28 protein-coding genes and 7 pseudogenes are annotated in these 26,243 nt (G+C 30.2%); 17 read left to right on the top strand and 18 right to left on the bottom strand.

Going from position 1 to position 26,243, the window contains the following annotated elements:
• Positions 1–60 precede the first annotated feature (60 nt).
• A protein-coding gene (locus ACSBRB_RS10450; RefSeq protein WP_435032717.1) for an IS6 family transposase occupies positions 61–737 on the bottom strand; the annotation gives its coding sequence in 2 pieces (ribosomal slippage) (positions 61–165 and positions 168–737; 675 coding nt in all).
• Between the two features lie 136 nt (positions 738–873).
• Here ACSBRB_RS10450 and ACSBRB_RS10445 point away from each other — a divergent pair.
• From ACSBRB_RS10445 to ACSBRB_RS10430, 4 genes are all read left to right on the top strand, one after another.
• Positions 874–1,131 carry a type II toxin-antitoxin system Phd/YefM family antitoxin gene (locus ACSBRB_RS10445; protein ID WP_435032716.1) on the top strand — a complete coding sequence of 86 codons (258 nt, stop codon included), beginning with the start codon at positions 874–876 and terminating at the stop codon, positions 1,129–1,131.
• Complete coding sequence (locus ACSBRB_RS10440) at positions 1,131–1,397, top strand: Txe/YoeB family addiction module toxin (RefSeq protein WP_435032715.1); 267 nt, start codon at positions 1,131–1,133, stop codon at positions 1,395–1,397. The genes ACSBRB_RS10445 and ACSBRB_RS10440 overlap by 1 nt, the downstream gene beginning before the upstream one ends.
• 332 nt (positions 1,398–1,729) lie before the next feature.
• On the top strand, positions 1,730–2,332 hold the full coding sequence (locus ACSBRB_RS10435) for a short chain dehydrogenase (protein WP_435032714.1): 603 nt from the start codon (positions 1,730–1,732) through the stop codon (positions 2,330–2,332).
• 141 nt (positions 2,333–2,473) lie between these two features.
• Positions 2,474–2,569 carry a type I toxin-antitoxin system Fst family toxin gene (locus ACSBRB_RS10430; protein ID WP_000889978.1) on the top strand — a complete coding sequence of 32 codons (96 nt, stop codon included), beginning with the start codon at positions 2,474–2,476 and terminating at the stop codon, positions 2,567–2,569.
• Between the two features lie 149 nt (positions 2,570–2,718).
• Here the strand turns inward: ACSBRB_RS10430 and ACSBRB_RS10425 are convergent, their stop codons facing one another.
• The 4 genes and pseudogenes from ACSBRB_RS10425 to ACSBRB_RS10410 form a co-directional block, all read right to left on the bottom strand.
• A complete protein-coding gene (locus tag ACSBRB_RS10425) occupies positions 2,719–3,138 on the bottom strand; it encodes a hypothetical protein (RefSeq protein ID WP_435032713.1) in 420 nt (139 codons plus the stop codon).
• Between the two features lie 95 nt (positions 3,139–3,233).
• A complete protein-coding gene (locus ACSBRB_RS10420) occupies positions 3,234–3,533 on the bottom strand; it encodes a hypothetical protein (protein WP_435032712.1) in 300 nt (99 codons plus the stop codon).
• Between the two features lie 10 nt (positions 3,534–3,543).
• Positions 3,544–4,365 carry a hypothetical protein gene (locus ACSBRB_RS10415; RefSeq protein ID WP_435032718.1) on the bottom strand — a complete coding sequence of 274 codons (822 nt, stop codon included), beginning with the start codon at positions 4,363–4,365 and terminating at the stop codon, positions 3,544–3,546.
• A gap of 123 nt (positions 4,366–4,488) precedes the next feature.
• Positions 4,489–4,683, bottom strand: a pseudogene (locus ACSBRB_RS10410) (protein rep); the annotation flags it as partial.
• Between the two features lie 322 nt (positions 4,684–5,005).
• Between ACSBRB_RS10410 and ACSBRB_RS10405 the strand changes: the two are divergent.
• Positions 5,006–5,722, top strand: a complete 717-nt coding sequence (locus tag ACSBRB_RS10405; RefSeq protein ID WP_435032711.1) for a MerR family transcriptional regulator — start codon at positions 5,006–5,008, stop codon at positions 5,720–5,722.
• A gap of 600 nt (positions 5,723–6,322) precedes the next feature.
• On the opposite strand, the pseudogene ACSBRB_RS10400 reads toward ACSBRB_RS10405, so the two are convergent.
• Together ACSBRB_RS10400 and ACSBRB_RS10395 are read right to left on the bottom strand one after the other, a co-directional pair.
• Positions 6,323–6,614: pseudogene (locus ACSBRB_RS10400) on the bottom strand (protein rep); the annotation flags it as partial.
• 16 nt (positions 6,615–6,630) lie between these two features.
• Positions 6,631–7,623 (bottom strand): replication initiator protein A, encoded by a 993-nt coding sequence (locus ACSBRB_RS10395; RefSeq protein WP_435032710.1) that lies wholly within the window; start codon positions 7,621–7,623, stop codon positions 6,631–6,633.
• A 487-nt stretch (positions 7,624–8,110) separates the two neighbouring features.
• Here ACSBRB_RS10395 and ACSBRB_RS10390 point away from each other — a divergent pair, with 487 nt between their 5' ends.
• Positions 8,111–8,791, top strand: a complete 681-nt coding sequence (locus ACSBRB_RS10390; RefSeq protein WP_435032709.1) for a DUF536 domain-containing protein — start codon at positions 8,111–8,113, stop codon at positions 8,789–8,791.
• Positions 8,792–8,941: 150 nt separating this feature from the next.
• On the opposite strand, the gene ACSBRB_RS10385 is transcribed toward ACSBRB_RS10390, so the two are convergent.
• On the bottom strand, positions 8,942–9,142 hold the full coding sequence (locus ACSBRB_RS10385; RefSeq protein ID WP_435032707.1) for a plasmid replication-associated protein: 201 nt from the start codon (positions 9,140–9,142) through the stop codon (positions 8,942–8,944).
• A gap of 5 nt (positions 9,143–9,147) precedes the next feature.
• A complete protein-coding gene (locus ACSBRB_RS10380; protein ID WP_435032706.1) occupies positions 9,148–9,942 on the bottom strand; it encodes a ParA family protein in 795 nt (264 codons plus the stop codon).
• 452 nt (positions 9,943–10,394) lie between these two features.
• Here ACSBRB_RS10380 and ACSBRB_RS10375 point away from each other — a divergent pair.
• A pseudogene (locus ACSBRB_RS10375) lies at positions 10,395–11,307 on the top strand (replication initiator protein A).
• On the opposite strand, the gene ACSBRB_RS10370 reads toward ACSBRB_RS10375, so the two are convergent.
• The 4 genes and pseudogenes from ACSBRB_RS10370 to ACSBRB_RS10355 all read right to left on the bottom strand — a co-directional run bounded on the left by ACSBRB_RS10370 (position 11,298) and on the right by ACSBRB_RS10355 (position 13,985).
• Entirely contained in the window at positions 11,298–11,867 is a 570-nt protein-coding gene (locus tag ACSBRB_RS10370; protein ID WP_435032705.1) for a replication protein, read from the bottom strand. The pseudogene ACSBRB_RS10375 and the gene ACSBRB_RS10370 sit on opposite strands and share 10 nt — an antisense overlap.
• A gap of 120 nt (positions 11,868–11,987) precedes the next feature.
• A complete protein-coding gene (locus tag ACSBRB_RS10365) occupies positions 11,988–12,572 on the bottom strand; it encodes a hypothetical protein (protein WP_435032704.1) in 585 nt (194 codons plus the stop codon).
• Between the two features lie 17 nt (positions 12,573–12,589).
• A pseudogene (locus ACSBRB_RS10360) lies at positions 12,590–13,665 on the bottom strand (ATP-binding cassette domain-containing protein).
• A complete protein-coding gene (locus ACSBRB_RS10355) occupies positions 13,665–13,985 on the bottom strand; it encodes a hypothetical protein (protein WP_435032703.1) in 321 nt (106 codons plus the stop codon). The pseudogene ACSBRB_RS10360 and the gene ACSBRB_RS10355 overlap by 1 nt, the downstream one beginning before the upstream one ends.
• A gap of 149 nt (positions 13,986–14,134) precedes the next feature.
• Between ACSBRB_RS10355 and ACSBRB_RS10350 the strand changes: the two genes are divergently transcribed.
• The 4 genes and pseudogenes from ACSBRB_RS10350 (at position 14,135) to ACSBRB_RS10335 (ending at position 17,036) form a co-directional block, all read left to right on the top strand.
• Positions 14,135–14,446, top strand: coding sequence for a hypothetical protein (locus tag ACSBRB_RS10350; RefSeq protein WP_435032702.1), 312 nt, complete (start codon positions 14,135–14,137; stop codon positions 14,444–14,446).
• A gap of 308 nt (positions 14,447–14,754) precedes the next feature.
• On the top strand, positions 14,755–15,348 hold the full coding sequence (locus tag ACSBRB_RS10345) for a recombinase family protein (RefSeq protein WP_435032701.1): 594 nt from the start codon (positions 14,755–14,757) through the stop codon (positions 15,346–15,348).
• Positions 15,320–16,582, top strand: a pseudogene (locus ACSBRB_RS10340) (transposase); the annotation flags it as partial. The gene ACSBRB_RS10345 and the pseudogene ACSBRB_RS10340, both read left to right, overlap by 29 nt.
• 352 nt (positions 16,583–16,934) lie before the next feature.
• On the top strand, positions 16,935–17,036 hold the full coding sequence (locus ACSBRB_RS10335) for a type I toxin-antitoxin system Fst family toxin (protein WP_000228874.1): 102 nt from the start codon (positions 16,935–16,937) through the stop codon (positions 17,034–17,036).
• Positions 17,037–17,604: 568 nt separating this feature from the next.
• Here the strand turns inward: ACSBRB_RS10335 and ACSBRB_RS10330 are convergent.
• From ACSBRB_RS10330 to ACSBRB_RS10310, 5 genes are all read right to left on the bottom strand, one after another.
• Positions 17,605–17,805 carry a hypothetical protein gene (locus tag ACSBRB_RS10330; RefSeq protein WP_015387322.1) on the bottom strand — a complete coding sequence of 67 codons (201 nt, stop codon included), beginning with the start codon at positions 17,803–17,805 and terminating at the stop codon, positions 17,605–17,607.
• A 187-nt stretch (positions 17,806–17,992) separates the two neighbouring features.
• Complete coding sequence (locus ACSBRB_RS10325) at positions 17,993–18,631, bottom strand: NAD(P)H-dependent oxidoreductase (protein ID WP_435032700.1); 639 nt, start codon at positions 18,629–18,631, stop codon at positions 17,993–17,995.
• A gap of 38 nt (positions 18,632–18,669) precedes the next feature.
• Positions 18,670–20,130: a glucose-6-phosphate dehydrogenase gene (gene zwf, locus ACSBRB_RS10320; protein WP_435032699.1), complete on the bottom strand. Its 1,461-nt coding sequence runs from the start codon at positions 20,128–20,130 to the stop codon at positions 18,670–18,672.
• A gap of 63 nt (positions 20,131–20,193) precedes the next feature.
• Positions 20,194–21,600 (bottom strand): NADP-dependent phosphogluconate dehydrogenase, encoded by a 1,407-nt coding sequence (gndA, locus tag ACSBRB_RS10315; RefSeq protein WP_435032698.1) that lies wholly within the window; start codon positions 21,598–21,600, stop codon positions 20,194–20,196.
• Between the two features lie 31 nt (positions 21,601–21,631).
• Positions 21,632–22,963 carry a glucose-6-phosphate isomerase gene (locus ACSBRB_RS10310; RefSeq protein WP_435032697.1) on the bottom strand — a complete coding sequence of 444 codons (1,332 nt, stop codon included), beginning with the start codon at positions 22,961–22,963 and terminating at the stop codon, positions 21,632–21,634.
• 200 nt (positions 22,964–23,163) lie between these two features.
• Here ACSBRB_RS10310 and hxlA point away from each other — a divergent pair, with 200 nt between their 5' ends.
• The 6 genes and pseudogenes from hxlA to ACSBRB_RS10280 form a co-directional block, all read left to right on the top strand.
• Positions 23,164–23,796, top strand: a complete 633-nt coding sequence (hxlA, locus tag ACSBRB_RS10305; RefSeq protein ID WP_002449613.1) for a 3-hexulose-6-phosphate synthase — start codon at positions 23,164–23,166, stop codon at positions 23,794–23,796.
• A gap of 2 nt (positions 23,797–23,798) precedes the next feature.
• Positions 23,799–24,347 carry a 6-phospho-3-hexuloisomerase gene (gene hxlB, locus ACSBRB_RS10300; protein ID WP_435032696.1) on the top strand — a complete coding sequence of 183 codons (549 nt, stop codon included), beginning with the start codon at positions 23,799–23,801 and terminating at the stop codon, positions 24,345–24,347.
• 88 nt (positions 24,348–24,435) lie between these two features.
• Positions 24,436–24,768 (top strand): winged helix-turn-helix transcriptional regulator, encoded by a 333-nt coding sequence (locus ACSBRB_RS10295; RefSeq protein WP_002505086.1) that lies wholly within the window; start codon positions 24,436–24,438, stop codon positions 24,766–24,768.
• 255 nt (positions 24,769–25,023) lie between these two features.
• A pseudogene (locus ACSBRB_RS10290) lies at positions 25,024–25,182 on the top strand (ABC transporter ATP-binding protein); the annotation flags it as partial.
• Positions 25,175–25,942, top strand: a pseudogene (locus ACSBRB_RS10285) (ABC transporter permease); the annotation flags it as partial. The pseudogenes ACSBRB_RS10290 and ACSBRB_RS10285, both read left to right, overlap by 8 nt.
• A 56-nt stretch (positions 25,943–25,998) precedes the next feature.
• Positions 25,999–26,243 (top strand): IS6 family transposase (locus tag ACSBRB_RS10280; RefSeq protein WP_142917667.1); only part of this gene is annotated, 245 nt, incomplete at its 3' end.

Here is a 26,243-nt window from a genome sequence, read left to right as displayed (position 1 = left end):
GGTTCTGTTGCAAAGTTGAAAAATAAATGTCTGAGCTCAATTTTAAAATAATACTTTGTGTTAACTTGTTAGCATGATGCTGATTTCATGGCATGGCGAAAATCCGTAGATCTGAAGAGACCTGCGGTTCTTTTTATATAGACCGTAAATACACTCAATACCTTTTTTAAAGTATTTTTGGCTGTATTGATACTTTGATATCTTGTCCTTCTTATTTTAATATGACGGTGATCTTGCTCAATGAGGTTATTCAGATATTTCGATGTACAGTGACAGTCGGGATTCAGTTTAAACGTTTTAATAACTTTAGCCATGGCTACCTTCGTTGAAGGTGCCTGATCTGTAATCACTTTTTGAGGTTTACCAAATTGTTTAATGAGACGTTTGATAAACGCATATGCTGAATGATTATCGCGTTGCTTACGCAACCAAATATCTAATGTATGCCCCTCTGCATCAATAGCACGATATAAATAGCTCCATTTCCCTTTTATTTTGATGTACGTCTCATCAATACGCCATTTGTAATAGGCTTTTTTATGTTTTTTCTTCCAAATTTGATACAAAATCGGAGCATATTCTTGAACCCAACGATAGACTGTTGAATGGTGAACGTTGACACCACGTTCTCTTAGTATTTCAGATATATCACGATAACTCAGCGCGTATCTTAGATAGTAGCCAACGGCTACAGTGATGACGTCCATGTTAAATTGTTTATATCTGAAATAATTCATACAGAAGACTCCTTTTTGTTAAAATCACACTATAAATTCAACTTTGCAACAGAACCTTAAAAAGGAATTCTAAAATTTCGACGTACGTAATAACGTACGTTACAATAGAGGTATATTAATAAAGGAAGTGATTTTGATGAATATTAAAACTCCTACAAATGCGAGAAAAGAGTTTTACGAGCTGTTAAAACAAGTTAATGATAATCATGAGCCTGTAATTATAAGTGGTTCCAAAAGTGAAAATAACGCAGTTATTGTAAGCCAAAAAGATTGGAATAGTATTCAAGAAACGTTGTTTCTTGAATCAACTGGTATTATGGATAAAGTAAGAGAACGTGAAAAAGATGATAGTGGTTATACAAATATTGATGATTTAGATTGGGATAACTTGTAATGAGTAACTACAGTATTTCAATTAAAAATTCGGCGAAAAGTGATTTGAAAAAAATACAGCAGTCACAACTTAAAAGTCAATTTTTAAAAATTGTAGAAATATTAAAGATAGACCCATATTATCCAAACCAATCATTTGAAAAGTTACAACCAAAACATTTAGGACGCTATTCAAGGCGTATCAATCATCAGCATAGAGTAGTTTATACAGTTGATGAAGAAAGAAAAGAAGTATATATTTTTTCTGCGTGGTCTCATTATGAATAAGGCGAATTAACTATAATACTTCTGACTATTGCTCAAATATTCGCTTTAAGATTAGTTTATCGAAGTATAATTGAAAAATAAAATTTAACTAACTGTAAATCAAGGGATTCTGCTAGGATATTTAAGAATTTAATTAAGATTTTTTACGTTCCTGATTGCTATGATGTTATAATATAATCAACAAAGATTATCGGACATGTATACATCACCCCCTAAAAATTGAGCTCAGACATTTATTTTTCAACTTTGCAACAGAATCTTTATAAAAATATGGCATTAGATGAATATATCGTTATGGTAATAAAACATTTAAGTAATAGAGGAGGAAGACTATGAAGATCATAATAATAGGTGCAACCGGTACAATAGGTAGTAAGGTTTCGGAAAAATTGGAAAATAAAGGTCATGAAATTATTAAAGTTGGCAGTAAGACAGGGGACTATCAATTAGATATTACTTCTCCTAAAGAGATTGAAGAAATGTACAAAAACATTCCAAATATTGATGCGGTTGTAAGTGCAACAGGAGAAGCTTCATTTAAAGAGTTAAATGAAATGAGTATAGATGAAAATCAAACTGCGGTACAAAGTAAATTATTAGGACAAATTAACCTAGTTCTCATAGGACAACATTACTTGAATAAAAATGGTAGTTTTACATTGACATCAGGAATTATGATGGATGTTCCAATTAAAATGGGAAGTTCAGCGGCAATGGCAAATGGCGGTATTGTAGGATTCGTCACTTCTGCGGCGATTGAACTTCAAAATGGTCTACGTATCAATAATGTCAGTCCTAATGTAGTGGAGGAAGCATTAGGGAAATATGGAGAATTTTTCAAAGGTTTTACTGCAGTCCCAGTTGATATAGTAGCAAATGCATTTGTGAAGAGTGTAGAAGGTTCACAGACAGGTCAAACGTATAAAGTATATTAATTCTAAAAAATAGAGGTGGATAATGATAACATAATTCAACTTATCAGAAGATACCTATCATCGTATATTCGTAGATGATATAATATACAAGTCGCCTATCTCTCAGGCGTCAATTCCGACGCAGAGAGGAGGTGCTAATCTATGCTAGAAATCCTTGTTCACATCACGACCACAGTCATCAGTGGTTGTATTATTGCGTTATTTACGCATTGGCTACGTAATCGCAATAATAAATAGGCGACCATAGCCACACCTAAAAAATCCCCTCACTATTGCCGTAGTGAGGGGATTGGTGTATCTATGCTAGTTTCCTTGTTAACTAAATTATAACATCGGTGAGTGGAGAAATGCAAAGTCCTCATTCATTTCTCTTTTGAATATTATTTCTATCTATAATCTAACTCGTCTTTACGGATAAAAACATTGTAACTTGGCATAACATTGTTTAACTTATGGTTACTTTTTTGTAAATCTATACCACACTTATTAAGTATAGCTTTCATGATAATTCGATCTGATTCTTTAATATCCATATAATCTTCAGACATATTTTTATAAGGTGAATTGACTTTAAAAGTGATTTGTGAAATTAAATATGCATTTTCAATACTGTCCATATGAGGATAGACGTTGCATTTTATAGCAGTTCCTTTTACTACCCTCTTTTGGAGAAGTAACCAATAGTTACGTAAAAATTGTAGTAAAGTGTCTTCAAATGGAATTAGTATAATCGATGATAAAAAACTCCGATAATAAACCAAAATCCATTTACTATTTAGTTGCAAATTGCTAGATTCATAAGTCACTTCGCTTCCTCAAGAATTATGATTTTATTATATCATTTTTACGCTTTCAGTTTATTTAATATTTATAACTTTGATTGTATGATTGGTGTGTACTCTTAATGATCAATATTATTTCGCTTTTTCTTAGTATAAATGTAATTCACAAAAAATATTATAGCAATAGTAATTATAAAAATTGCACTTGTTATAATTGCTATAATCTTTTTATTATCAGTAAATATTTCAACTATTTGTGCTATAGATAGAATAGTAAAGATGAATACTATTAAATTCAAAAGATTAATTTTTGTTTCAACTACTTCTTGTTTTTTACTCAATTGTATATTGGCATTATCATAGTGTAACCTTTGTATAGTTTCAAATTCTTTACTATCTATGAATTGCTCATCTATCATTTTTCTTAAGTCATGTGAAGGAACATATTTTAAAGAGTATCCTTGTATAATATTTTTTTCCAAGAAATTTAAAATGATTAAAATCAAAACTTTTTACGCTATTCGAAAAGTGTGTTCCTAAGTTTTTAAAATATGGAGCAGCTGCAATCTCTTTCGACTTATCTATATTATTTTTTCCATTTAATATCCCATCATCTAATATAAATAACGTGAAATATGTGTGGACAGTCTTTTTTTGATATATGTTTTCCATTGCTTTAAATATAAATTTATGATAATCATCAACAAATGTGTTAATAATACCTTCTTCAATATCTCTTTCTATATATTTAATATTTTTATTTTCCATAATTGGAAAAAGAATTCTACAATTTTCTCCATTTTCTATTATATTAAAGCTATCATATGTAAAGTTTAACTTATCTAATTCATCAGTAACTTCGATATAAAATATTCCTTGTGAAAATATTTTTAAAGTTAAATATATATAAATTGTTTCATTATTCTTTTCAAAAACTATTGGTGCTAAAAAATATGATTTGTAATCTGAATATGAATCCATTGCTACATAATTATAATAATTTCTTTCAGATTCCAAGTATCCTCTTCCAACATATTTTATAATTTCTTGATAAAATCCTTCTTTTTCCAAATAATCATGATTTTTAGTTATAAATCCATAATTATTTTTTCGTTGGCTATTAAAATCACTTATAGCAATAATAGGTAACACTTCAGGAATTAAATTTAAACTTTTTGAATCAAACGTATTTGTTGAACTTTCGAAAATATGGTAATGGTAAATATATCTATTTCCACTTATATTCTCCATAATTCCTCCTTTTACTTTTTTGCATTTCTTTGTATTTATATTACAGTATTTTTCACTTTGCAACAGAACCATATACTGCATCATCAATGACAGACCTAATGCATCTTTTCTCGCTTTTCTCTACGCGCACATAGGACAAAAGCGATTTTTACAAGGATTAGATTTATATAATTTCTTTTTGTCCATTTTTCTATTCGTCACAAAAGACAAAAACGTATTACAATTTTCTACTAAATCCATTTGATTTTCCCCAATATGCCGTTTAATAAAGTTTTGAAATACTTGATTTCTTTGTTTTTTCTCAGTATACTTTTCCATGTTATAAAACAACAAAACAACTTTGTTTTTCACAAACAATGTATATAAAAAAAGTTGCTTTTTCTCCTTTCTATTTCTCGTTTAGCTTAGACACCTAAAACGATACAATAGTATGCTAGGAAAAGCAACTTTTTTATGCTTGAAGCCAGACATATCAATGGAATAAGGGTAACCACCACAGCTTGTAATAGTTACCCTTATTATCAAGACAAGAAGAAACTCGTTTCACTCGTTTCAAAAACCAAAAAAACCAAAATATTCACCCTATTGTATTGACCTTTACGTTAGGTAATAGAATACAAATAAAAGTGGAGGTGAAACTATGTCTGAATATTCAACAGGAGAATTAGGTAAATTATTTAATATTTCTAACAGATCCATTCAATTTTACGACAAAAAGGATTTATTAAAACCTGCATATATCAAAGATAATAATTATAGAATTTACACTGAGAAAGAAGTTGAAAAGCTTAAAATCATTTTAATTCTAAAAAATATGGATATATCTCTAAAAGACATCAAAGAATTACTAAAAAGCGATAAAGATATGAAATCAATAAACTTGATAATAAGCGAAAAAATTAAAGAAACAGAAAAAGTCATTCAAGAAAACGAGAAAAAGTTAGACCATATGCAAAATATAAAAAATATGATTTCAGAAGAATCTAATTCTCAAATACAAAAATTAATAGACATAGAAAATGCTATGACAAAAAACACAGAACGCAAAAAATTATACAAAAACTTATTTTTAATCGGTGGTATAGGAACATTTTTCCAAATATTAGGTATTTCCGTAAGTTTTGCAATTAAAAGTTATTTACCATTTTTAATTGCATTAATAATAGCAGTATTATGCGCTATATTAATAACCAAAAAATATTTCCGTTCAGTCGCATACATGTGTCCTAATTGTCATAACCAATTTAAGCCAAAACTTTCACAAATAATTTTCGCAGCACATACATCAAAAACCAGAAAACTAAAATGCCCATATTGCAATGAAAAAAATCATTGCTTAGAAGTTATACAAGATTAAAAAATAAATTGCTTTATTCCAATTGCTTTATTGACGTTGAGCCTCGGAACCCTTAACAATCCCAAAACTTGTCGAATGGTCGGCTTAATAGCTCACGCTATGCCGACATTCGTCTCCAAGTTTAGTTAAGGGTTCTTCTCAACATCAATAAATTTTCTCGGCATAAATGCGTGTTCTTGTTATAATAAATCTTAGAAAAATAGATTAAATAGCTTATCAACTATTTGCATAATTGCTATTACAATATTCAGTGCCACCAGCACTAATTTGTAATAGCATTTTTTATTTTTAAATTTTCAAAGATACCAAATTTTAAATACCTTTATTTTGAATTTTAAGGGGGCATTTTAAAGATTTAGGGGTAAATCATATAGTTTTATACCTAAAAACGTATATAATCTCTTAAAACGCAAATATGAGCCAAATAAATACATGCTATTTTCAAAAACAAAAATTTGAGCAAATCCAATGTCGATTTTTTAAGACACTGCCCAGTTACATGCAAATTTAAAAATTAACATGAAAATTGGGCAACCATGCCGGTTGAACGCTATAGTTCCCGCAGGGGCAAAAAGACATAAAAAAACGCTAGCTTTTAAGCTAACGTTTCAAATCTTTTAAGTAATAATTTTGTTTTTCAAAATTCCAAATTGCCGTAATTGAATGTGCTTTTTCTTCTTCGTCTGTTGTTTTATCTTCGTCACTTGTATTAATCAAATTACCATCTTCGGCATCGTCTAAATTTAAAAGTTTATGTTTTTGTTTAAGCAATCCACCATAACTCAACATACGTTTTCGGTATAAACCTTTTTCCAAATCATTCACGATTTCTTTCATCATCAGTTAAAAAATCAGATGACTTAACCGAATATTTAGAAGTTTCTTTGATTGCTACAAGCTTATTTGATTTACTGATTAAAAATATTATATTCAACCATATTTTTTCTTCTCATATCGGCTGAATGTAGTTCTTCGAGTTCATTTAAAATCGTTCTCATTAAATACCCTTGCATCGAATGAATCGTTTCCTTTTGGCCTTTAACACCTCTATCATGTATTGCTTTTTTAACTCTTTTTAAAGAAATTAATATTTCATTTTCAATGTTTTCTAACATGTAGTGAGTATCATCATGGCTTGAATTAAATGATTTTTTAGCTTTAAGAATAACACTTTTTATAATTTCTAAATCTGTATAATTATAGTTTAATAGATAATGCGTAAGTTGTTCTGGGAACTCCTGTAGCAGTATTTCTTTATTATCTTGATTACTAAAGTTATTTGAAAATTGATTTGGATGATTTGAATGTGCATTGTTTATCGAAAAATTGTTGTATGTATCATTCAAATCATTCGTATCATTATGCTCAGTCTTTATATAATCAGTATCATTAAGTTCAGTATCATTTGCGTATGATTTTGATACATCTTGATGTATTAAATTGATATTTCCTGATGTATTATTATCATAATTCTGGACGTATGATTTTGATACGTCCGTGTCATTAAGGGATTCTACATCGTTTTCTTGTTGTGATATGTAATATATATCGGTTTCTGTTACTTCAGGCTTTTTAATATATAACTTGTTTGGTTTATTCAAACCTACTCTTATTTGATTAAATAAATCAGCTTGAGTTAATTCCTTTTTTATTTTAGATAATTTATTGGGACTACTGATATTTAGGATAGATTTAAGTTTTTCATTGGTATAAATAAAAAATATATCCCCATTTTCGTCTATCCAATTATTTCTTATAGATAAGTCTAAGCGATCTCTTAGTATCGACCAAGTTATTTTGGCATCATTAGACAAATTAGTGTATTTAGGGTTAGTAAAAAAGACTTTAGGTAATTGATAGAATTTCTCTTTTTGGATTTCTTTAATGTTAAAGTTTGACATAGAAAAACCTCTTTCATATTTAAGTTTTAAAAAGAGGTAATAAAAAGTTGTAAGTATGTTTATATGTATTCGACTTGCACTAATAATTCTTAGTATATATAATAAGAATATAGCAATTATATAAACAAACAAAGCACTTGTTTTATTACCGAAGAGACCTGACTATTCCCGTAGTCGGGTCTCTTTATATATATTTATATTAACACTTTTCAAAGTTTTGTTAAATTGTTTATACGCATTTGATTGTATTCATTTTCAAAATAGCGTATACATGTAGAACTGATTTATAAAAAGGTATATCATATAATGTTATATAATCCCTTTGATATAGAGTATAACAGGTATATAATTTCATAAAATGATCGTTATATACTTATACGTAAACCTATGCACATAAGTGTTATAGGTTTTTATGAAAAGCTGTATTTACAAGTATAATAGGTATATAATGGGGTAAATGTTATATATAAATACATGGAGGCATTATATGAAGAGTATGAAGCAAATCGCTGATGAATTAAACGTAACAAAAATGACTGTTTACAATAATGCGAAAAAAGCGAATGTGAACTTTCAGAAGGTTGATAATGTAAATTATTTATCAGGTGAAGATGAAGCTATAGTAGTAAATAGAATTAAAAAGAACCAAAGCAAAAATAATTATTTTGATAATGTGAAAAAAGAAGAAACTGAACCTAATAATGATAATCTTGTAAAAGATGAGACGATTAAACATTTATATAATAAATTAGATATATACAAAGAACAGTCAAATAGAGATAAAGAACAGATAAACACACTGAATAGACTTTTAGAAAACCAACAAGTCTTAGCTTTAGAAAGTAATAAAAAGATTCAAAAACTAGAGAATCAATTAGAGGAAGAAAGACAGCTTAATTATTCCTTTGATACATCTGCTAATGATAGGCAAAACTTTAATGTACAAGAAGCAACATTTACCGAAGAATCTAAAGATACTAATCAACAACAAGAAGATGAGCAATCAATAGAAGTAAAACTTAAAGATATAGGTGAAAAAGAAAAAAACAATAGTATAAACGAAGATGAATTTCCAAAAGATGATAAAACATCTGAAGAAATAGAGGATGATAATAAGGGAGAACAGCCCACTAAAAAAAGGTTTTGGAGTCGCTTGTTTGGTAACTAATTCTATTAAAAAGACACAACAAGTTTAAATTCGTTGTGTCTTTTTATGTGTATCGAACTTCTGATAATCATCGATTATCAGAAGTTGTTTAAGATAAGAGTGTGTCATTACAGTCTAAAGTAATGACACACTCTTTCAATATATAAAATACTAATACTTATTTTTTTCCAAAAATTCTCCTAACACTTCATCAACTATAGCTTTTATAGATGTATCTTTATCTAATGCCATTTGATTTAGTCTTTTTTTTATATCAGTGCCCACTCTCATAGTCGTACTTTTAGATACCGGTTTATAATTTTCCGTATATTTTACCTCAGATGTATCTATTTTATCTAAAAATCCTGCCATAAATATCACTCACCTTCAATTAATCTAATTCTATTAACTAATTCTTCGTAGACTTTGTTAAACATATATATAACTTTTTTGTCATGCATATCTTTATCTTTTATTCCATCAGCGGCAAATTTTTTTATTCTTTCTCTTTGATATATCTGGTTCTCAAAGAGTGCTTCAGAAAATGCTGATTTAGACATATCTAATATCTGTTTATCTACACGTCCACTTTTTTTAATTAATACTGGAACAGCGCCAACCAATTCAAATGATAAATCTGATTCTTTTTTTCGATCCCTTAAAAAATTAACAAATGAAAGACTACTTTCATAAGCAGATTGTTGTGTTTGAAATACCATTAAAATGTAGTCACTTGCGTAAACAGCATTATTAGTGAAATCAGAGTTAATAGTAGGTGGTACATCAATAAATATATAGTCAAAATCGTGAATTTCTTTAATTTTTTCAACCACATTTTTTAAAATATATCTTTTCTTTAGAATATCTGTCTTTGAAACGATATCGGATAAGTTAGCCAAAGATGAATCAGCTGGTAATAGTGATAATTTGGAAGTTAATTTCACAATACTTTGATCTATATTTCCATTTTTTAACATGTTTATAAATGAAATCTTTTCTTCCTCAAATTCTGGATAAGTTCTTTTCATAATTTGAGTTGCATTTCCCTGAGGATCAAAATCTATTAAAAGTACTTTTTTATCATAATTTTCAGATGCAATATAAGAAAGTAACGTGGCTACTGTTGTTTTACCTACACCACCTTTAAAATTTCCAACTGTTATTATGTTCAAAATAATACCTCCCATTTACTATGTCTTTGTTCTTTACATTAGTTCACTATCCTAATTGTTTTTGTTACATGTAACATGTTACTATTAAAATTATTTTTTTTCAATCCTTACTTACTATGTCTTTGTTCTTTACATTAGTTCGCTATCCTAATTGTTTTTTTTGTTACATGTAACATGTTACTTATAAGAAGTTACATAATTTATTGTTTTTTCTTTTTTACTTTGTTACTATTAACTTAGATTTTAATAAAGTAAAAAGCGTTTAGTCGGGCCAACGACTAAACGCTTTAGGTAATAAACGCTAACATATACTCTAAATGATACGTTGTTTATATAATAAGTACATATAATTATATAGTATAAACAATATGACTTCAAGAATGAGATATTATTAAATATAAAAACGCGTCTTATTACCTCTATCTAAATATGAAAAAGAAGAGGTTTATATTATGTCAAAATTCAAAAAAATTTCTGCTAGTGAATTTGAAACATCTCGTTTTTACCAACTCCCAAAGTTTTTATTTGAAGATGATTATTTTTCTAAAATGACAACTGACGCAAAGGTTATGTATGCTCTATTAAAAGATCGTTTTGAATTATCCAAAATCAATAACTGGATTGATGAAGAAAATAATATATATCTACTATATACAAATAAGCAATTATGTTCCATTTTACAATACGGAGAACCTAAAATTATCAAATTGAAAAAAGAGCTAGAAAAATTCAATTTAATTATAAATGAAAGACAAGGATTAAATAGACCTAACAAAATATACCTTTTAGAACCTAATTATGACAAGGAACTAACAAATCGTAAGTTCAAGAACAAACGAAAATATAGTTCAAGAACTAACGATTTGTAAGTCTAATGATACTAAGAATAATGATACTGACTACAAAGAAACTGAGAATAATGATACGTATGATATGAATGATAATGAACATATAACTAATCACAATATTTATCATTCAAATCATGCTAATCATCAATATAGTGAATTTAATAATAATGCTTTGAAATATCAATTACTTCAAGAAATTCCAACTCAACTTCAAACATATTTAAGTAACTTTGAAGTTAATGAAATACGAATTATTAAAAGTGTCATACTTAAAGCTAAAACATCATTTAATAATGAGAAGAATACAATATACATGTTAGAAGACATTGAATTTGAAATGATTAATGTGCTCAAACGTTTTAAAGCAACTTTAATTCAAAAAAGGGAAAGTGTCGAAATGATGCAAGGTTATTTAATGCGTTCAGTTAAAACAGAACTCGAAGAAATGCACTCTTTAAATATGCGCCGTCAAAACGCACCACAAAACCATATATTCGACACATCACACTATTTGTGATTGGACGTATGTCGTCTTGAATCTAAATATTTCGCAAAAAAATAAGTCCGTTGGATAATCAAATCTAAATAAGATAGATGATGTTGTCGCGCATACATTACTAAATCTTGAAATTCTATAAAATCTTGGTCTTCAATCATATCAATAATGTTACTAAACACTTCATACTGACCTTGATCTAATAAAAATTTATTTAAGTCAAACCCACAACCACTTTCAATATCATTGACATCATAAGGCGTTTTATCTGGATTAGAGGCATGAATAAAATAATCAAACATGTCCTTGGGTGACATAATAATTTCAATATGGCTCGGTGTATTTAAGTGTTGCTGAAGTAATTCAGAAATTTGAGAATAACTTTTTAAAGAATCAAAGAATAAAGCACCGTGTTTATGTGACTTCTTAATTTCTCCTGTCGATCGATCAATATCTTGATTATGCCACGAACTTAAAATATAAGGAATATGCATCTGTTCCAAAATATCTTGATAATTAGATGATGTGCTATCTTCATATATTAAGAAAGCCCACTTATTCGAACGTTTATCTTTCGTCATCATGGACCTCCTTTCTGTGATTATTGATTAATGATGCCGTGGGGGTCGTAGTAACCCCATGGCATGGAGTTAACAACGCGCTGTGGTTCACGTAGTGATAAACACAAGCGCGTTGTTAACTCAACGTTTATGACCGATCAACCATTGATAACGATGATGACGTTGAGTTGTTGAGAAGTAATAACTGGGGTGTAAATGGGTGATTTCTTCATAAATCTGAGGTTCAATCGTTTTTAATATTTCATGTGCCTGCTGCTTGCGAGGAATTTTAATCGCTACACGGACTTCATTTTGACGAACATCAACAAGTGACTTCCCAACGACTTTATTAAAATAGCGTTCGACAGAGTTGGTTTTAGTTTCGCCGGTTTGTTGCCAATCTTTTGAGGATGTTGTGACGATATCTTGTTTAAGATAATACCGTAAAACCATCGTATGATAAATAGATTTAATATGATTCGTGAGTTGGTCTTTCAATAAACGAATCATTAAATCGATAATAATTAATATTAACGCTAATCCTAATAAGTAAAATGTAAGTTGATATAAACCATTTGAAACGACAGTGATATAGTGTGAGACGTTTCGCGTATTGATGATATCAATTTGAGATACAGTGATGTTTAATAGAACAAAGAGTTTACTAATCATAACTGTCAAAATAGCAAATAGGAACAAGTAAATGATAATATCATACACATGCATGAAGTAGGTTTTCCTCATCACAATACACCTGCCTTTGTATAGTAAGTCGGACATAACAGAGGTAAGACCTGATAGGGAGACTCGCTATCAATCACTTGAATCAACCCCGTCCCTTTACCAATAGGTATCACAATACCTTCAGGGTCTAAATCTGGGAATAAAAATTGTGTTGTTTTTTTATTAATATTTCCAATTTGAATCAGCACATTGAGTTGTTCTCTAACGGGAACAGGAATTGTTTGATGATCAAACCGTTGAGACACTAGTAATAAATGAACTTTGGTTGCACGCCCCAATAAGGCAATTTGAGATAGTAATGAAAAGAATGCGTCCTTAATGGCCTTATTGACACCTTCAGCTAAAGCGAGCACTTCATCAATCACAATGGTTAGATGCTCAAATTGATAATCTGGATCGTTATAAAGAATAGTTTGACGCTGTTGAATAACCTGAAGACAGTGACTTAAGTTTTCATTAATCTCAGATAAAAAATCAGACTTAGATCGATTTTGATGTGGATGAATCACAGCATATCATGGATACGTGCCCATCGGCTCGGTGTATCAAATTTAGGATCTACAATAATGAGTTCAGATATAGGTTTTAATACACTTAATAAGTACGTCAGCATATATGACTTACCACTGCCTGAATTACCAGCGATCGCTATGGATGTAATGTTTTGATAGTTTAAAGTTAATTGTTTCATGATCGGAATTTGTTGATGTGTTAGTTTAGAAGTGAATTGATCTAAATCTGTAATCACTAAGCGTTCAGAAATCCCTTGTTGCCATGGAAAAAACAATGCACGTTGCGTGTGAATATCATCTGTGTCCATAGGAACGAAATACGCGGAGTTTTGTTTTAACAGTGTAAATTTTGGATATAAAGCTGCACTTGCGATGAGAAATATTTTTTGATATAAGTCATCATCAATAATGTAGCCTGCAGGCAGGTGAGGAAGAAAGTAAAAACCTTTTTCCGTAACTTTGCAGGTAAAACTATTGGTATAACTGGTTTCGCCTTGCATCATGGATCCCAGTGCCATATTTAAACTTTGTAGAAGGTATTGTTCGAGCTCTTTGGTTGTCATTATTTAACCTCCTTAAGATCTGAAGCTTTGAAGTAAACATCATAACGGACTTCACAAGCTTCTAAATGATCAAAAGTAATGACACTCATATAATTGGGTAGTGTCACTTCATTTTCGAATTTAACTGTAAAGGGTGGCAAACCTTCTTGAACAAACCAAGCTTTATACGCAATAATTTCTCCGGTAGGTTGATTATTCTCAAAACGCTGTTGCGGATAAAGTTCCGTACTTAAGCTATAAATGGGTTTTTTATTATCAATATAATTGGAAGCTATTTCAGTGGAATAGCCACCTTTTTTTAAATTTGTTTTTATTTTCATGTGAAACATTCTTTCGATTCTATTTGATGCGCATCGTTTAGGAAATGTAAATAGAATTAATCAAATATATCTGTGATTGATTAAATTTTCCCAAATGAAATGATAAAATAATAGGTGAAAAAATTTATTCAGTTTTTGGAGGTAATACTGTGATCATCATTAATAGCAAAGGAATCAATGACTTAGATTTTAATTATTGGTTGAATAATAAATTAACTGATGACAATATCGATGAAATTTTAGAGTGTTCTGATTTAAGTATGGAACAAGAAATTTTTAAAGATAATTATAAAAAATTCTTGGAGATAGATGGTAAAGAGGGAAGATGGTATTCTCTGGAAGAAGCTGCGTATATTATTAATGGAAACTATTTTTTAATTTATGAGAAAGATAGCAAAAAGCGAAATGTCACAACGGATTATGTAAAAAATAAAAGTAATGAGGTTCTGTTGCAAAGTTAAAATAGTATACAGTTCTATACAAAGTCAGAATCTTTAACGTTGTTTTAATAAGAAGTTGTTCCATTTAATTTGATTAATGTTTCATTTTTTGTATATATATGATGTAATTTTTAACTTTGCAACAGAACCAAAATTTGTATACAAGAGTGTACAGAAAATAACCATTTAGTGAACACTCAAGATGAAAACTAATTAATTAAGAAATTTAACGAAAATCATGTTCAGAAACCCATAAGAAAATCAATGCTCAGAAACTACCCCTTTTCATAAGTTGTGATACAATAATATTAAGATTAGGAGGTGTTACTTTGAAAATTGGTTATGCAAGAGTATCAACTGGATTACAAAATTTGGATTTACAAAAAGACAGACTAAAGGAATACGGTTGTGAGAAAATTTTCACTGATAACATAAGTGGATCAAAAAGTAAGCGACCTGGTTTAGATAATGTTATAGAATTTGCGAGGTCAGGAGATACGATTGTTGTTTGGAGACTAGATAGACTAGGACGTAATATGGAGGATTTAATCACATTAGTTAATGAACTTAACGAACGAGGGGTGAGTTTCCATAGTTTAGAAGAAAATATAACGATGGATAAATCAAGTTCTACAGGACAATTATTATTTCATCTATTCGCAGCATTTGCAGAATTTGAACGTAATTTAATTTTAGAACGTTCTTCAGCTGGCCGAATTGCAGCTCGTGCCAGAGGTAGATATGGAGGCAGACCAGAAAAATTAAATCAAAGAGATTTAAACTTACTTAAGACTCTTTATGATAATGGCACGCCAATTAAAACAATTGCAGAGCAGTGGCAGGTTTCACGTACAACAATTTATCGTTACCTTAATAAATTGGAGGACGAGGAAAATGAAAAACAAGGAGAAGTATCTAACTAATTTTTCTGAAGTCAAACGTAAAGAAGATACTCAAAAGTACAATATTATAAAACCTTTTATTCTAGGCGAATAATCTTTATCAAGTATTTCTAAAAGTAAAGGTATTGCGTTAAGTACACTTTATAGGTGGAATAAATTATATAAGGAAGAAGGTCTTACTGGTCTAATTCATAATGCAAGAATTGATAAAGGTGAGCATAAATTAGAACAAAACATAATTGACAAGATTAAACGCCTTGCACTCAAGAATAAAAGAAATAGTATTGCTACAGTTCATAGAAAAATCGCTAATTATTGTATGGAGAATAATTTTGATAAACCCAGCTATAAACAAGTTTATAGTGTTATTAAAGCAATGCCTAAGTCTGTTATTGATTTCTCTCACAAAGGTGAAAAATACTATCAAAATAAGTATGATTTAATACAAATAAGAGAATCCTCAAGACCCAATGAAATATGGCAAGCCGACCATACTTTACTAGATATTTATATATTAGATCAAAAAGGTAATATCAATAGACCATGGCTAACCATTATTATGGATGACTATAGTCGTGCTATTGCAGGCTACTTTATAGGTTTTGATGCTCCTAATGCTCAAAATACACATTAACACTACACCAAGCAATATGGAATAAGAATGATACCAACTGGCCAGTGTGTGGTATACCCGAAAAATTCTATACAGATCACGGAAGTGACTTTACCTCAAATCACATGGAACAAGTCGCTATTGACTTGAAAATAAATTTGATGTTTTCAAAAGTTGGTGTCCCTCATGGTCGCGGAAAAATAGAACGCTTTTTTCAGACAGTTAACCAAACTTTCCTAGAACAACTGCCTGGATATATAAACAATAATGATACTCCTAGTAATCTAATCACTTTTTCCCTAATATGCCAAGTAGCTTAGAACAACTTGATTTATTATTGTTGGAAATACCTAAATCTAGAAAAGTTCATTCAGATGGCATTCATTTTCAAGGTTTTCGATACAGTAATACTAATCTAGCAGCTTATGTAGGTGAATATGTACTGATTCGTTATAACCCAATGATATGGATGAAATACGTGTGTTTTATAGAGATAGATTTCTTTGTAATGCTATATGTCCAGAAATAGCTGATTACTCCATAGATATAAAAGACATACAGCACGCTCATAGTTAGATAAGAAAACACTTAAAACAAAATATTGCTAGTCCAAGTACCACGGAATTAATTAAGGAAGAAAAAATGGTTCTGTTGCAAAGTTAAAAATTACATCATATATATACAAAAAATGAAAAATTAATTAAATTAAATGGAACAACTTCTTATTAAAACAACGTTAAAGATTCTGACTTTGTATAGAACTGTATACTATTTTAACTTTGCAACAGAACCATTAATCTTATCAATAAAATTAGTAAGTGTTAGTGATAACTACAAATCATTTTATAATATTGAAAAAAATAATATTAAAGAATATATTACATAAGTCTACTTATCGGAAGCTACCTATCATCGTATATTCGGAGATGATATAATATATAGGTCGCCTATCTCTCAGGCGTCAATTCAGACGCAGAGAGGAGGTGCATATCAAATGGTCGAAGCTCTTGTTCACATCACGACCACAGTCATCAGTGGTTGTATTGTTGCGTTATTTACGCATTGGCTACGTACACGTAACAATAAGAAAAAATAGGCGATATTAGCCAACGCCTAAAAATCCCCTCACTATTGCGAGTAGTGAGGGGATTGGTGCATATAATGCACGAAGCTCTTGTTAACTAAATTATAACATTGGTCAGTGTAGAAATGCAAAACTATAGAGTGTGAGGATTTAGATTAGAAATTTTTCTTTTTAAAGACAAATACTACGAGAATTAGGAAAACAATAATATAAACAATATGGTTCTGTTGCAAAGTCCAGAAAGAATAGCTAATTATCTTTGAATATATTTATTTTCTCTTAACTAGCCAACATGTGATTAATTTCGTGGCACGGCGAAAATCCATAGATTTTAAAAGACCTATGTTCTTTTTATATACTCATTTTTACTATTATTAACACTAAGGAAATAAATTCGTTCGCTTATGAAAAATTAAAAACATATCAAGACAAGAAGAAACTCGTTTCAAAAAATACAAAAAATGAAACTTTAATTAAATTAAGTGGAATAACTTCTTATTAAAACAACGTTAAAGCCTCTGACTTTGTATAGAACTGTATACTATTTTAACTTTGCAACAGAACCATGCTTTCTACATTATTACATTTCTCTTAATTGAATGTATGTTACATTTTCTAAATTAATATACATAGGCACTGGATTAAGTACTTTAATAATTTTTTCAGAACTTTGTGAATAGTCTATTTTTCTTGCAATTACTGAATCTCCAGAATGAAAATAAACTTCTATACTATTTACTGTATTTAATTCTAATTCTTGTTTTAATTGCTCTATTATCACAAACAAAAACTCCTTTCCAAATTATTTTGAAAAAACACATTTTAAATTAATTACTGTGTCTTCTGGTTTAATAATATTTTTAACACATTCTGAGAATACTTCCCTATAATAGCCCATACAAGTGTTTTATGCTTTAATAAATCAATGACTTAGCTTTTTTATTTCTCTACTCCGTATTTCAATTTGGTTAAATATACTTTATTTTATTTTTAAAAAATTCTATATACTCATCCCTACTATTTTGATCTTTATCAATTTCATATGCGATTAATGTATCTAAACATTGCATTCCAGTATATTCAACTATTCCATGACTAATGTGAAATAGTACTTGTCTGTGTATATCTCCTGATGAACCATGTATTTTAAAACTATCTTCTGATGAACCAGTTGTTGTACTTATAATAGCTTTTTTATTAGATAATCTGGCGTTCTTAAACTTCCCATATGCCCCTCCATAAATCCCTCCATATATTAAAACTTTATCAAACCATCCTTTTAATATTGCAGGAACACTCGACCACCATAAAGGGAATTGAAAAATAATAATATCCGCCCACAATAGTTTGCTTAATTCATATTTAATTTCCTTACTTAATATGTTATTTTTGTAAGCATGTTCTTGTTCTATAGGATATTTAAAAAAGTTATTATTTTTTAAATATTTAAAATCAGATTTTTGAGCAACAGGGTTAAAATTCATTTTATACAAATCAGATACAACGACATTATTACCATTCTCCTTCAATACTGTTTGTGCAATATCTTTAAGTTTACCATTAAAAGATTGAGGTTCAGGGTGCGCATATACTATTAGAATATTCATTTAACTTCTCCTATATAGTGTTTTGCAATATTTACGTTTTATAGATTATTCCACCATTCAAAGTTATCTTGTTTAAGTAATTGATCGCTTTCTTTAGGTCCAAAACTTCCTGGTTTATACTGTGGTATTGTTACGTTAGATTTTTTCCATTCAGTACTTATATAATCTATAAATTCCCATGAATGTTTAAGTTCTTCCCAATGTACAAAATTAGTTTGATTTCCTATTAAAGCATCACATATAAGTGATTCATAAGCATCCACTACTTGGTTTTTATCTATTGAGTTATAAATTTTCATATTATGACTTCTATTATTTATATTTGATTTATTTTCATAAATATATAGTGATATTTGGGCATTAGGTTCTATATTTATTACCAGTAAATTACAACCAACATCTTCATTATCATTTTCATAGATTAATTTACTATTTAATTTTTTAAATTCTATAACAACTTCTATTGCTTTTTTATTTAAACGCTTTCCTGTACGAATATAAAACGGTGTCCCTTTCCATCTATCATTATTAATGAGTAATTTCCCTGCTACAAATGTTTCTGTTGTTGAATCACTATCAACACCTTTTTCTTCATGATATGACATTATCGGAGTTTCATTAATAATACCATTACTATATTGTCCTCTAACAAAATATTTGTGTACATCAGCCCCTTTCAAAAATTTTATATTGTTTAAAAGTTCGATTTTTTTTAGTCTAATATCTTTACTATTTCTGCTTTCGGGTTTCTCCATAGCAATAAGAGTAAGTATTTGTAGTGCATGATTTTGCACCATATCTTTAAGCGCTCCTGTAGAATCATAGTATTGGCCTCTATCTTCAATGCCTAAAGTTTCCGATAGAGTTATTTGAACATTTGATATATACTTGTTGTTCCACAATGGTTCAAATATTGTATTACCAAAACGTAAAGATTCAATATTTTGCACCATCTCTTTACCTAGATAATGATCTATTCTAAATATTTCTTCTTCTTTAAAATACTGTCTTATGTGTTTATTTAAGTCTTCAGCAGATTTCAAATCTTTTCCAAATGGTTTTTCGATTATTAATCTTGAAAATCCATTTGTATCAGAAAGACCTGATTGGCTTATGCTTTGAGTTATAATTTTAAAAAATTGAGGATTCATTGCTAAGTAAAATAATCTATTGCCATCCAAACAATATTTTTTATCAATATCATTGGAAAGTTCCTTTAATTTATTCCAACTTGTTTTATCTTCAACATTTTGTTGAAAGTAAAATATGTTATCTAAAAATAAGTTCACCATTTCAAAATTTTCTTGGCTTAATAAAATTTGTTTTACTTTACTTCTATATTCTTCATCACTTATATCCTCTAAACCCGTAGAAATGATAACTAATTTCTTAAAGTGACCCTTTTTATAAAGATTAAAAATAGAAGGTAGCAATTTCCTGTAACTTAAATCTCCTGTTCCGCCAAATATTGTTATTAATGATGATAAATTTTTATCCAAAGCAGTTCCCCCCTTTTACTTGATTAGCTAGTTTCTGGTTTTCATTCCGTAACAGTAATTATATTACTCTTCATCCCATTGTGTGTGGAACACACCTTCACGGTCTTTACGTTCATAAGTATGTGCACCAAAATAGTCACGTTGTGCTTGGATAAGATTAGCTGGCAAATCTTCAGAACGATAACTATCATAGTAGTTCACACTTGCAGAGAATCCTGGTGTCGGTACACCGTTTTTAACGCCTGTTGCTACGACGTCTCTTAATGCCTCTTGGTAATCTGTAACAATATTTTTGAAGTATGGATCTAATAATAAGTTTTCAAGTTCTGGATTATTATCGTAAGCATCTTTAATTTTTTGTAAGAATTGTGCACGAATGATACAACCTTCACGCCAAATCATTGCCAGTTCACCTAATTTTAAGTTCCATTCGTGGTCTTCGCTTGCTTTTCTCATTTGCGCAAAGCCTTGAGCGTAAGAACAAATCTTACTCATATATAATGCTTTTCTGATTTTTTCTAAGAATTCTTCTTTATTACCATCAAATGAAGCTTGTGGTCCATTTAATGATTTAGACGCATTAACACGTTCTTCTTTAATGGATGAAATGAAACGAGCAAATACTGATTCAGTGATAATTGTTAATGGAATTCCTAATTCTAATGCATTAATAGAAGTCCACTTACCTGTACCTTTTTGACCAGCAGTATCTAATATTTTTTCTACTAAAGGTTCATTATTTTCATCTAATTCAGTGAAAATATCACCAGTAATTTCTATTAAGTAACTTTCGAGTTCTCCAGCATTCCAATCTTTGAATGTTTGAGAAATTTCAGTATGACTCATACCTAATAAGTCTTTCATCATTGCATAACTTTCAGCGATTAATTGCATATCTGCATATTCAATACCGTTATGGACCATTTTCACATAATGACCTGCACCATTTGGGCCAATGTATGTTACGCAAGATGCGCCATCTTGCGCTTTAGCTGAAATGGCATCTAAGATATCACTGACTTTATTATAAGCGGCTTCTTGACCGCCAGGCATTAATGAAGGACCAGTTAAAGCGCCTACTTCACCACCTGAAACGCCCATACCGATGAAATTAACGCCACTTTCAGCTAATGCTTTATTTCGACGAATTGTATCTTGATAGTTTGTATTACCACCATCAATTAAAATATCATCATCATCTAACAGCGGAAGTAGTGTATTTATCATATTATCCGTAGGACTCCCGGCCTTAATCATCAACAAAATTTTACGGGGTTTTTCTAATGAATCTACAAATTCTTTCAAGTTATACGCAGGATATATCTTTTGATAATGAGACTTTTGAATAGTATCATTAATTTCATTATTATCTCTACTATGAATACTCACAGAATATTTCTTATCCTCGATGTTCCACGCAAGATTTTTCCCCATAACACCTAAACCTAAAATTCCAATATTACTAGACATTGTATCCTCTCATTTCTTTATAGTTTATAACCTACAATCTTGCTTCAAGATCTTTTTTCATATCTTCAAATCCTGGTTTACCAAGTAAAGCAAACATATTTTGTTTATACGCTTCTACACCAGGTTGATTGAATGGATTGACGCCTAATTGATAACCACTCATAGCACATGCAAGTTCGAAGAAGTACACGACATAGCCAAATGTTTCTTCATCTAATTGTGGAATGTTAACAACGATATTTGGAACGCCACCATCAGTATGTGCTAATAATGTACCTTCAAACGCTTTTGTATTAACTTCATCAATTGTTTTACCAGCAAGATAATTTAATCCATCTAAATCGTCACTATCTTCTTCAATAGTAAGATCATATTTTGGATGATTCACTTTAACAACTGTTTCAAATAAGAAACGACGACCTTCTTGAACGTATTGTCCTAATGAATGTAAATCAGTAGTGTAGTTAGCACTTGAAGGATAAATACCTTTAAAGTCTTTACCTTCTGATTCACCAAATAATTGTTTCCACCATTCATTGAAATATTGCATTGACGGTTCATAGTTGATAAGCATTTCAGTTGTATAACCTTTGCTATATAGAAGGTTACGGATTGTTGCATATTGATAAGCAATATTTTCTTCTAATTTGTCAGAAGATAATTCTTTACGTGCTTTTGCTGCACCAATCATCATCGCTTCAATATTAATTCCTGCAGCTGCGATTGGTAATAAACCTACAGCAGTTAACACTGAATAACGGCCACCTACATCATCAGGGACTACAAATGTTTCATAACCTTCATTTGTAGCTAATTGTTTTAATGCACCTTTTTGTTTATCTGTTGTAGCAAATATACGTTTTTTAGCTTCTTCTTTGCCATATTTATTCTCAACTAATTGTTTGAACAAACGGAATGCAACTGCTGGTTCTGTAGTTGTACCAGATTTAGAAATGACGTTTACTGAGAAATCTTTGTCAGCTAAATAATCTACTAATTCTTTTGTATAACTTGATGATAAATGATTACCTACAAAAACAATTTCAGGATAGTCATTATTTGTTCTAAATGAAGATGTTAGCATTTCAATAGCAGCACGTGCACCAAGGTATGAGCCACCAATACCAATAACAACTAACACGTCAGAATTTGCTTTAATACGTTTAGAAGCTTCTACAATTCTTGAAAACTCTTCTTTATCATAATCAACTGGAAGGTCTACCCAACCCAAGAAATTATTTCCTGCACCAGTTCCTTCATGTATCGTTTTGTGTAATATCTTCACGATATCTTTTTGTTGTTCTAATTCATGTTCTCCAAAAAATTCTAAAGTCTTACCATAATCTAATTGAATATGAGTCATCTAAAAAGCCTCCAAATTTGCAATTATTAGTCTTATATTTACAATTCCAACTGTACACTACAATGTAATATTGTTCATACTGAAAAAATAGTCACCCCCTTTAGATAAGCTGACATTCCCTATATGCCAATTTTGTCAGTATTGATTTATTGATAATTATGTCAAAATAAAGGTATAAATTAATGAAAGGATGAATTATAGTGGAATTACAATTAGCTATTGATTTATTAAATAAAGAAGAAGCAGCAGAACTTGCGAAAAAAGTAGAAGAATATGTTGATATTGTAGAAATTGGTACACCAATTGTGATTAACGAAGGTTTACCTGCCGTTCAACATTTAAATGAAAATATAAGCAATGCTAAAGTATTAGCAGACTTAAAAATCATGGATGCAGCGGACTATGAAGTAAGCCAAGCTGTTAAATTCGGCGCTGATGTTGTAACAATTTTAGGTGTAGCTGAAGATGCATCAATTAAAGCAGCAGTTGAAGAAGCACATAAAAATGACAAACAATTATTAGTAGATATGATTGCTGTTCAAGATTTAGAAAAACGTGCGAAAGAATTAGATGAAATGGGTGCTGACTATATTGCAGTGCACACTGGTTATGATTTACAAGCTGAAGGACAATCTCCATTAGATAGCTTACGTAAAGTTAAATCAGTAATTAAAAATTCTAAAGTCGCAGTTGCTGGTGGTATTAAACCAGATACAATTAAAGAAATTGTTGCAGAAGAACCTGACTTAGTAATTGTTGGTGGCGGTATCGCAAATGCTGATGATCCTGTAGAAGCAGCTAAACAATGTCGTGACGCTATTGAAGGTAAATAATGATGGCAACTTTTAATCATTATCAATTAATTTTAGATGAGTTAAAGGGCACTTTATCTCATGTTAAAGATGAAGAATTTGATGGATTTGCATCAGAAGTAACTGAAGCATCACGCATATTTGTTGTAGGTAAGGGTCGTTCTGGATTCGTTGCAAATAGTTTTGCAATGAGACTCAATCAATTAGGAAAGCAAGCATTTGTCATTGGCGAATCAACAACACCATCAATTCAAAAAGATGATTTATTTATTGTGATTTCTGGTTCAGGCTCAACAGAACATCTTCGCTTATTAGCAGAAAAAGCGAAATCAGTTGATGCAAAAGTGGTATTACTAACAACTAAACTAGATTCTGCAATTGGTGAAATTGCAGACACAGTAGTTGAATTACCAGCAGGTACAAAACACGATGCTACTGGGTCTGATCAACCGTTAGGTAGTTTGTTTGAACAATCATCACAAATCTTTTTAGATAGTGTAGTCATTGGACTAATGACACAATTAGATGTTCATGAAACAACTATGCAAAATAATCATGCCAATTTAGAATAGATATAAATAAGCAGTTAATGCGGAAGATTATATAATCTTCCGCATTAACAATGTAAATTCTAATATATAGAAGAAAGAAGGATGAAAATTGTATTATAAAGGAAAAGAATTTTTCACTTCTAAAGATTTAGCTTTATGTGTTATCGGAGGAAAGTGGAAGATCCCTATAATTTTTCATTTACTTCAAGACAAAGTATTGAGATTAAGTGAGCTACAAAAAAAGTTGCCGCATGTCAATCAAAGGATGCTAATAAGACAACTTAGAGAATTAGAAGAGGACCAAATTATTGAAAGACATATTTATTCTGTAGTTCCCCCAAAAGTGGAGTATAAGCTGACATCTATAGGCTACAAGCTAGATAAGGTGGTTTATGCAATATGCGAATGGGGTGATTTATTCAAGGATGAAATAATACATTAAAAAGTTCTGGTGCAAATTAAAAATAAAGTTAACTACTCTCTTATAATGTAAGTATTCAATTAGCTGACTAACATGTATTAATTTAGCCGTTCTATGAAATTAAGGGTTCTGTTGCAAAGTTAAAATAGTGTACAGTTCTATACAAAGTCAGAATCTTTAATGTTGTTTTAATAAGAAGTTGTTCCATTTAATTTGATTAATGTTTCATTTTTTTGTATATATAGGATGTAATTTTTAACTTTGCAACAGAACCCATCAAAAGATATTATGGATTTATTTGTCTCTTTAAACAAAGAAAAAGGAACAACCATGATTATGGTAACGCACAATCGTGAGATAGCGAATAAAGCTGATCGTATTATTCATATTTTAGATGGTCGTGTGAAAGAGGAAGAGGTGCTGACGCATGAATAACTTTTCTAATATTTTATCCGTCGCCTTTCGCTCTATTTTGAAAAATAAGCGTCGTAATATTTTTACGATGATTGGTATTATTATCGGTATAGCGGCCGTGATCACGATTATGGCCTTAGGTAATGGTTTTAAAAAAACAACAACAGAACAGTTTGACGAGGCCGGTGCAGGTAAAAATCAGGCATCGATATCATATATGACACAAGACATGAGCGCACCGAAAGACAATCCATTTAAACAAGAAGATATTAGTATTGTAGAACAAGTTAAGGGTGTCAAAAGTGCAAAAATTAAAAAAAGCGAAGATAGTACATACTCTGCCAAAGTAACGAATACACATGGCAGTGGTGAAATCAGTTTAAAAAAGGCTTCTCATGTGTCAGGGGTCGATGAAGGCCATGGTTTTACGAAAGATGATAACGATACACAGGAGAAAGTCGTCGTGATTGATAGTAAAGTGGCGAAAAAGGTATTTAACAATGCGAAAGCAGCTGTTGGCAAATCCATTTATATTAATGGTGAAGGATTTAAAGTGGTTGGTGTTGGCGATGCAAGTGGACAAGATACGAATGGTATACCACTTGAATCGGTCGTTCAAATGCCAACTAAAACAGCGAATCACTACATGATCAACTTATCTCAAGGGACGCCACAACTATTAGTAACTGTTAACAATGGTAAAAATAAGAAAGATGTAGGCAAGAAAGTTGAAAAAGAGCTGAATAAAAAAGGTACGGGCGTATCTGATGGCCAATATAGCGGTTCTGTTGCAACGTTGATTTTGTAGTATAATTTTAACAAAAAGGAGTATGCTATATGAACTATTTCAGATATAAACAATTTAACAAGGACGTCATCACTGTAGCCGTTGGCTACTATCTAAGATATGCGCTTAGTTATCGTGATATATCTGAAATACTAAGAGAACGTGGTGTCAACGTTCATCATTCAACGGTCTACCGTTGGGTTCAAGAATATGCCCCGATTTTATATCAAATTTGGAAGAAAAAGCATAAAAAAGCTTATTACAAATGGCGTATTGATGAGACGTACATCAAAAT

The sequence above is a fragment of the Staphylococcus auricularis genome (genome assembly GCF_051172115.1).
In the GTDB taxonomy this organism is placed as follows: domain Bacteria; phylum Bacillota; class Bacilli; order Staphylococcales; family Staphylococcaceae; genus Staphylococcus; species Staphylococcus auricularis_A.
The sequence above is the reverse complement of the archived record's forward strand: the minus strand, read 5'-3'. Positions and strand labels throughout refer to the sequence as shown.

Excerpts from the sequence above, each read along its gene's own strand:
- ACSBRB_RS10430 (WP_000889978.1), top strand. The coding sequence starts at position 2,474 with ATGCTAGAAATCCTTGTTCACATCACGACCACAGTCATCAGTGGTTGT.
- gndA (WP_435032698.1), bottom strand. The coding sequence starts at position 21,600 with ATGTCTAGTAATATTGGAATTTTAGGTTTAGGTGTTATGGGGAAAAAT.
- ACSBRB_RS10405 (WP_435032711.1), top strand. The coding sequence starts at position 5,006 with ATGTCTGAATATTCAACAGGAGAATTAGGTAAATTATTTAATATTTCT.
- ACSBRB_RS10415 (WP_435032718.1), bottom strand. The coding sequence starts at position 4,365 with ATGGAGAATATAAGTGGAAATAGATATATTTACCATTACCATATTTTC.
- ACSBRB_RS10325 (WP_435032700.1), bottom strand. The coding sequence starts at position 18,631 with ATGAATATTCTAATAGTATATGCGCACCCTGAACCTCAATCTTTTAAT.
- hxlB (WP_435032696.1), top strand. The coding sequence starts at position 23,799 with ATGGCAACTTTTAATCATTATCAATTAATTTTAGATGAGTTAAAGGGC.
- ACSBRB_RS10440 (WP_435032715.1), top strand. The coding sequence starts at position 1,131 with ATGAGTAACTACAGTATTTCAATTAAAAATTCGGCGAAAAGTGATTTG.
- ACSBRB_RS10395 (WP_435032710.1), bottom strand. The coding sequence starts at position 7,623 with ATGTCAAACTTTAACATTAAAGAAATCCAAAAAGAGAAATTCTATCAA.
- ACSBRB_RS10335 (WP_000228874.1), top strand. The coding sequence starts at position 16,935 with ATGGTCGAAGCTCTTGTTCACATCACGACCACAGTCATCAGTGGTTGT.
- ACSBRB_RS10370 (WP_435032705.1), bottom strand. The coding sequence starts at position 11,867 with ATGACGAAAGATAAACGTTCGAATAAGTGGGCTTTCTTAATATATGAA.
- ACSBRB_RS10435 (WP_435032714.1), top strand. The coding sequence starts at position 1,730 with ATGAAGATCATAATAATAGGTGCAACCGGTACAATAGGTAGTAAGGTT.
- ACSBRB_RS10355 (WP_435032703.1), bottom strand. The coding sequence starts at position 13,985 with ATGAAAATAAAAACAAATTTAAAAAAAGGTGGCTATTCCACTGAAATA.
- ACSBRB_RS10310 (WP_435032697.1), bottom strand. The coding sequence starts at position 22,963 with ATGACTCATATTCAATTAGATTATGGTAAGACTTTAGAATTTTTTGGA.
- ACSBRB_RS10445 (WP_435032716.1), top strand. The coding sequence starts at position 874 with ATGAATATTAAAACTCCTACAAATGCGAGAAAAGAGTTTTACGAGCTG.
- ACSBRB_RS10390 (WP_435032709.1), top strand. The coding sequence starts at position 8,111 with ATGAAGAGTATGAAGCAAATCGCTGATGAATTAAACGTAACAAAAATG.
- ACSBRB_RS10385 (WP_435032707.1), bottom strand. The coding sequence starts at position 9,142 with ATGGCAGGATTTTTAGATAAAATAGATACATCTGAGGTAAAATATACG.
- ACSBRB_RS10420 (WP_435032712.1), bottom strand. The coding sequence starts at position 3,533 with ATGATAGATGAGCAATTCATAGATAGTAAAGAATTTGAAACTATACAA.
- ACSBRB_RS10365 (WP_435032704.1), bottom strand. The coding sequence starts at position 12,572 with ATGCATGTGTATGATATTATCATTTACTTGTTCCTATTTGCTATTTTG.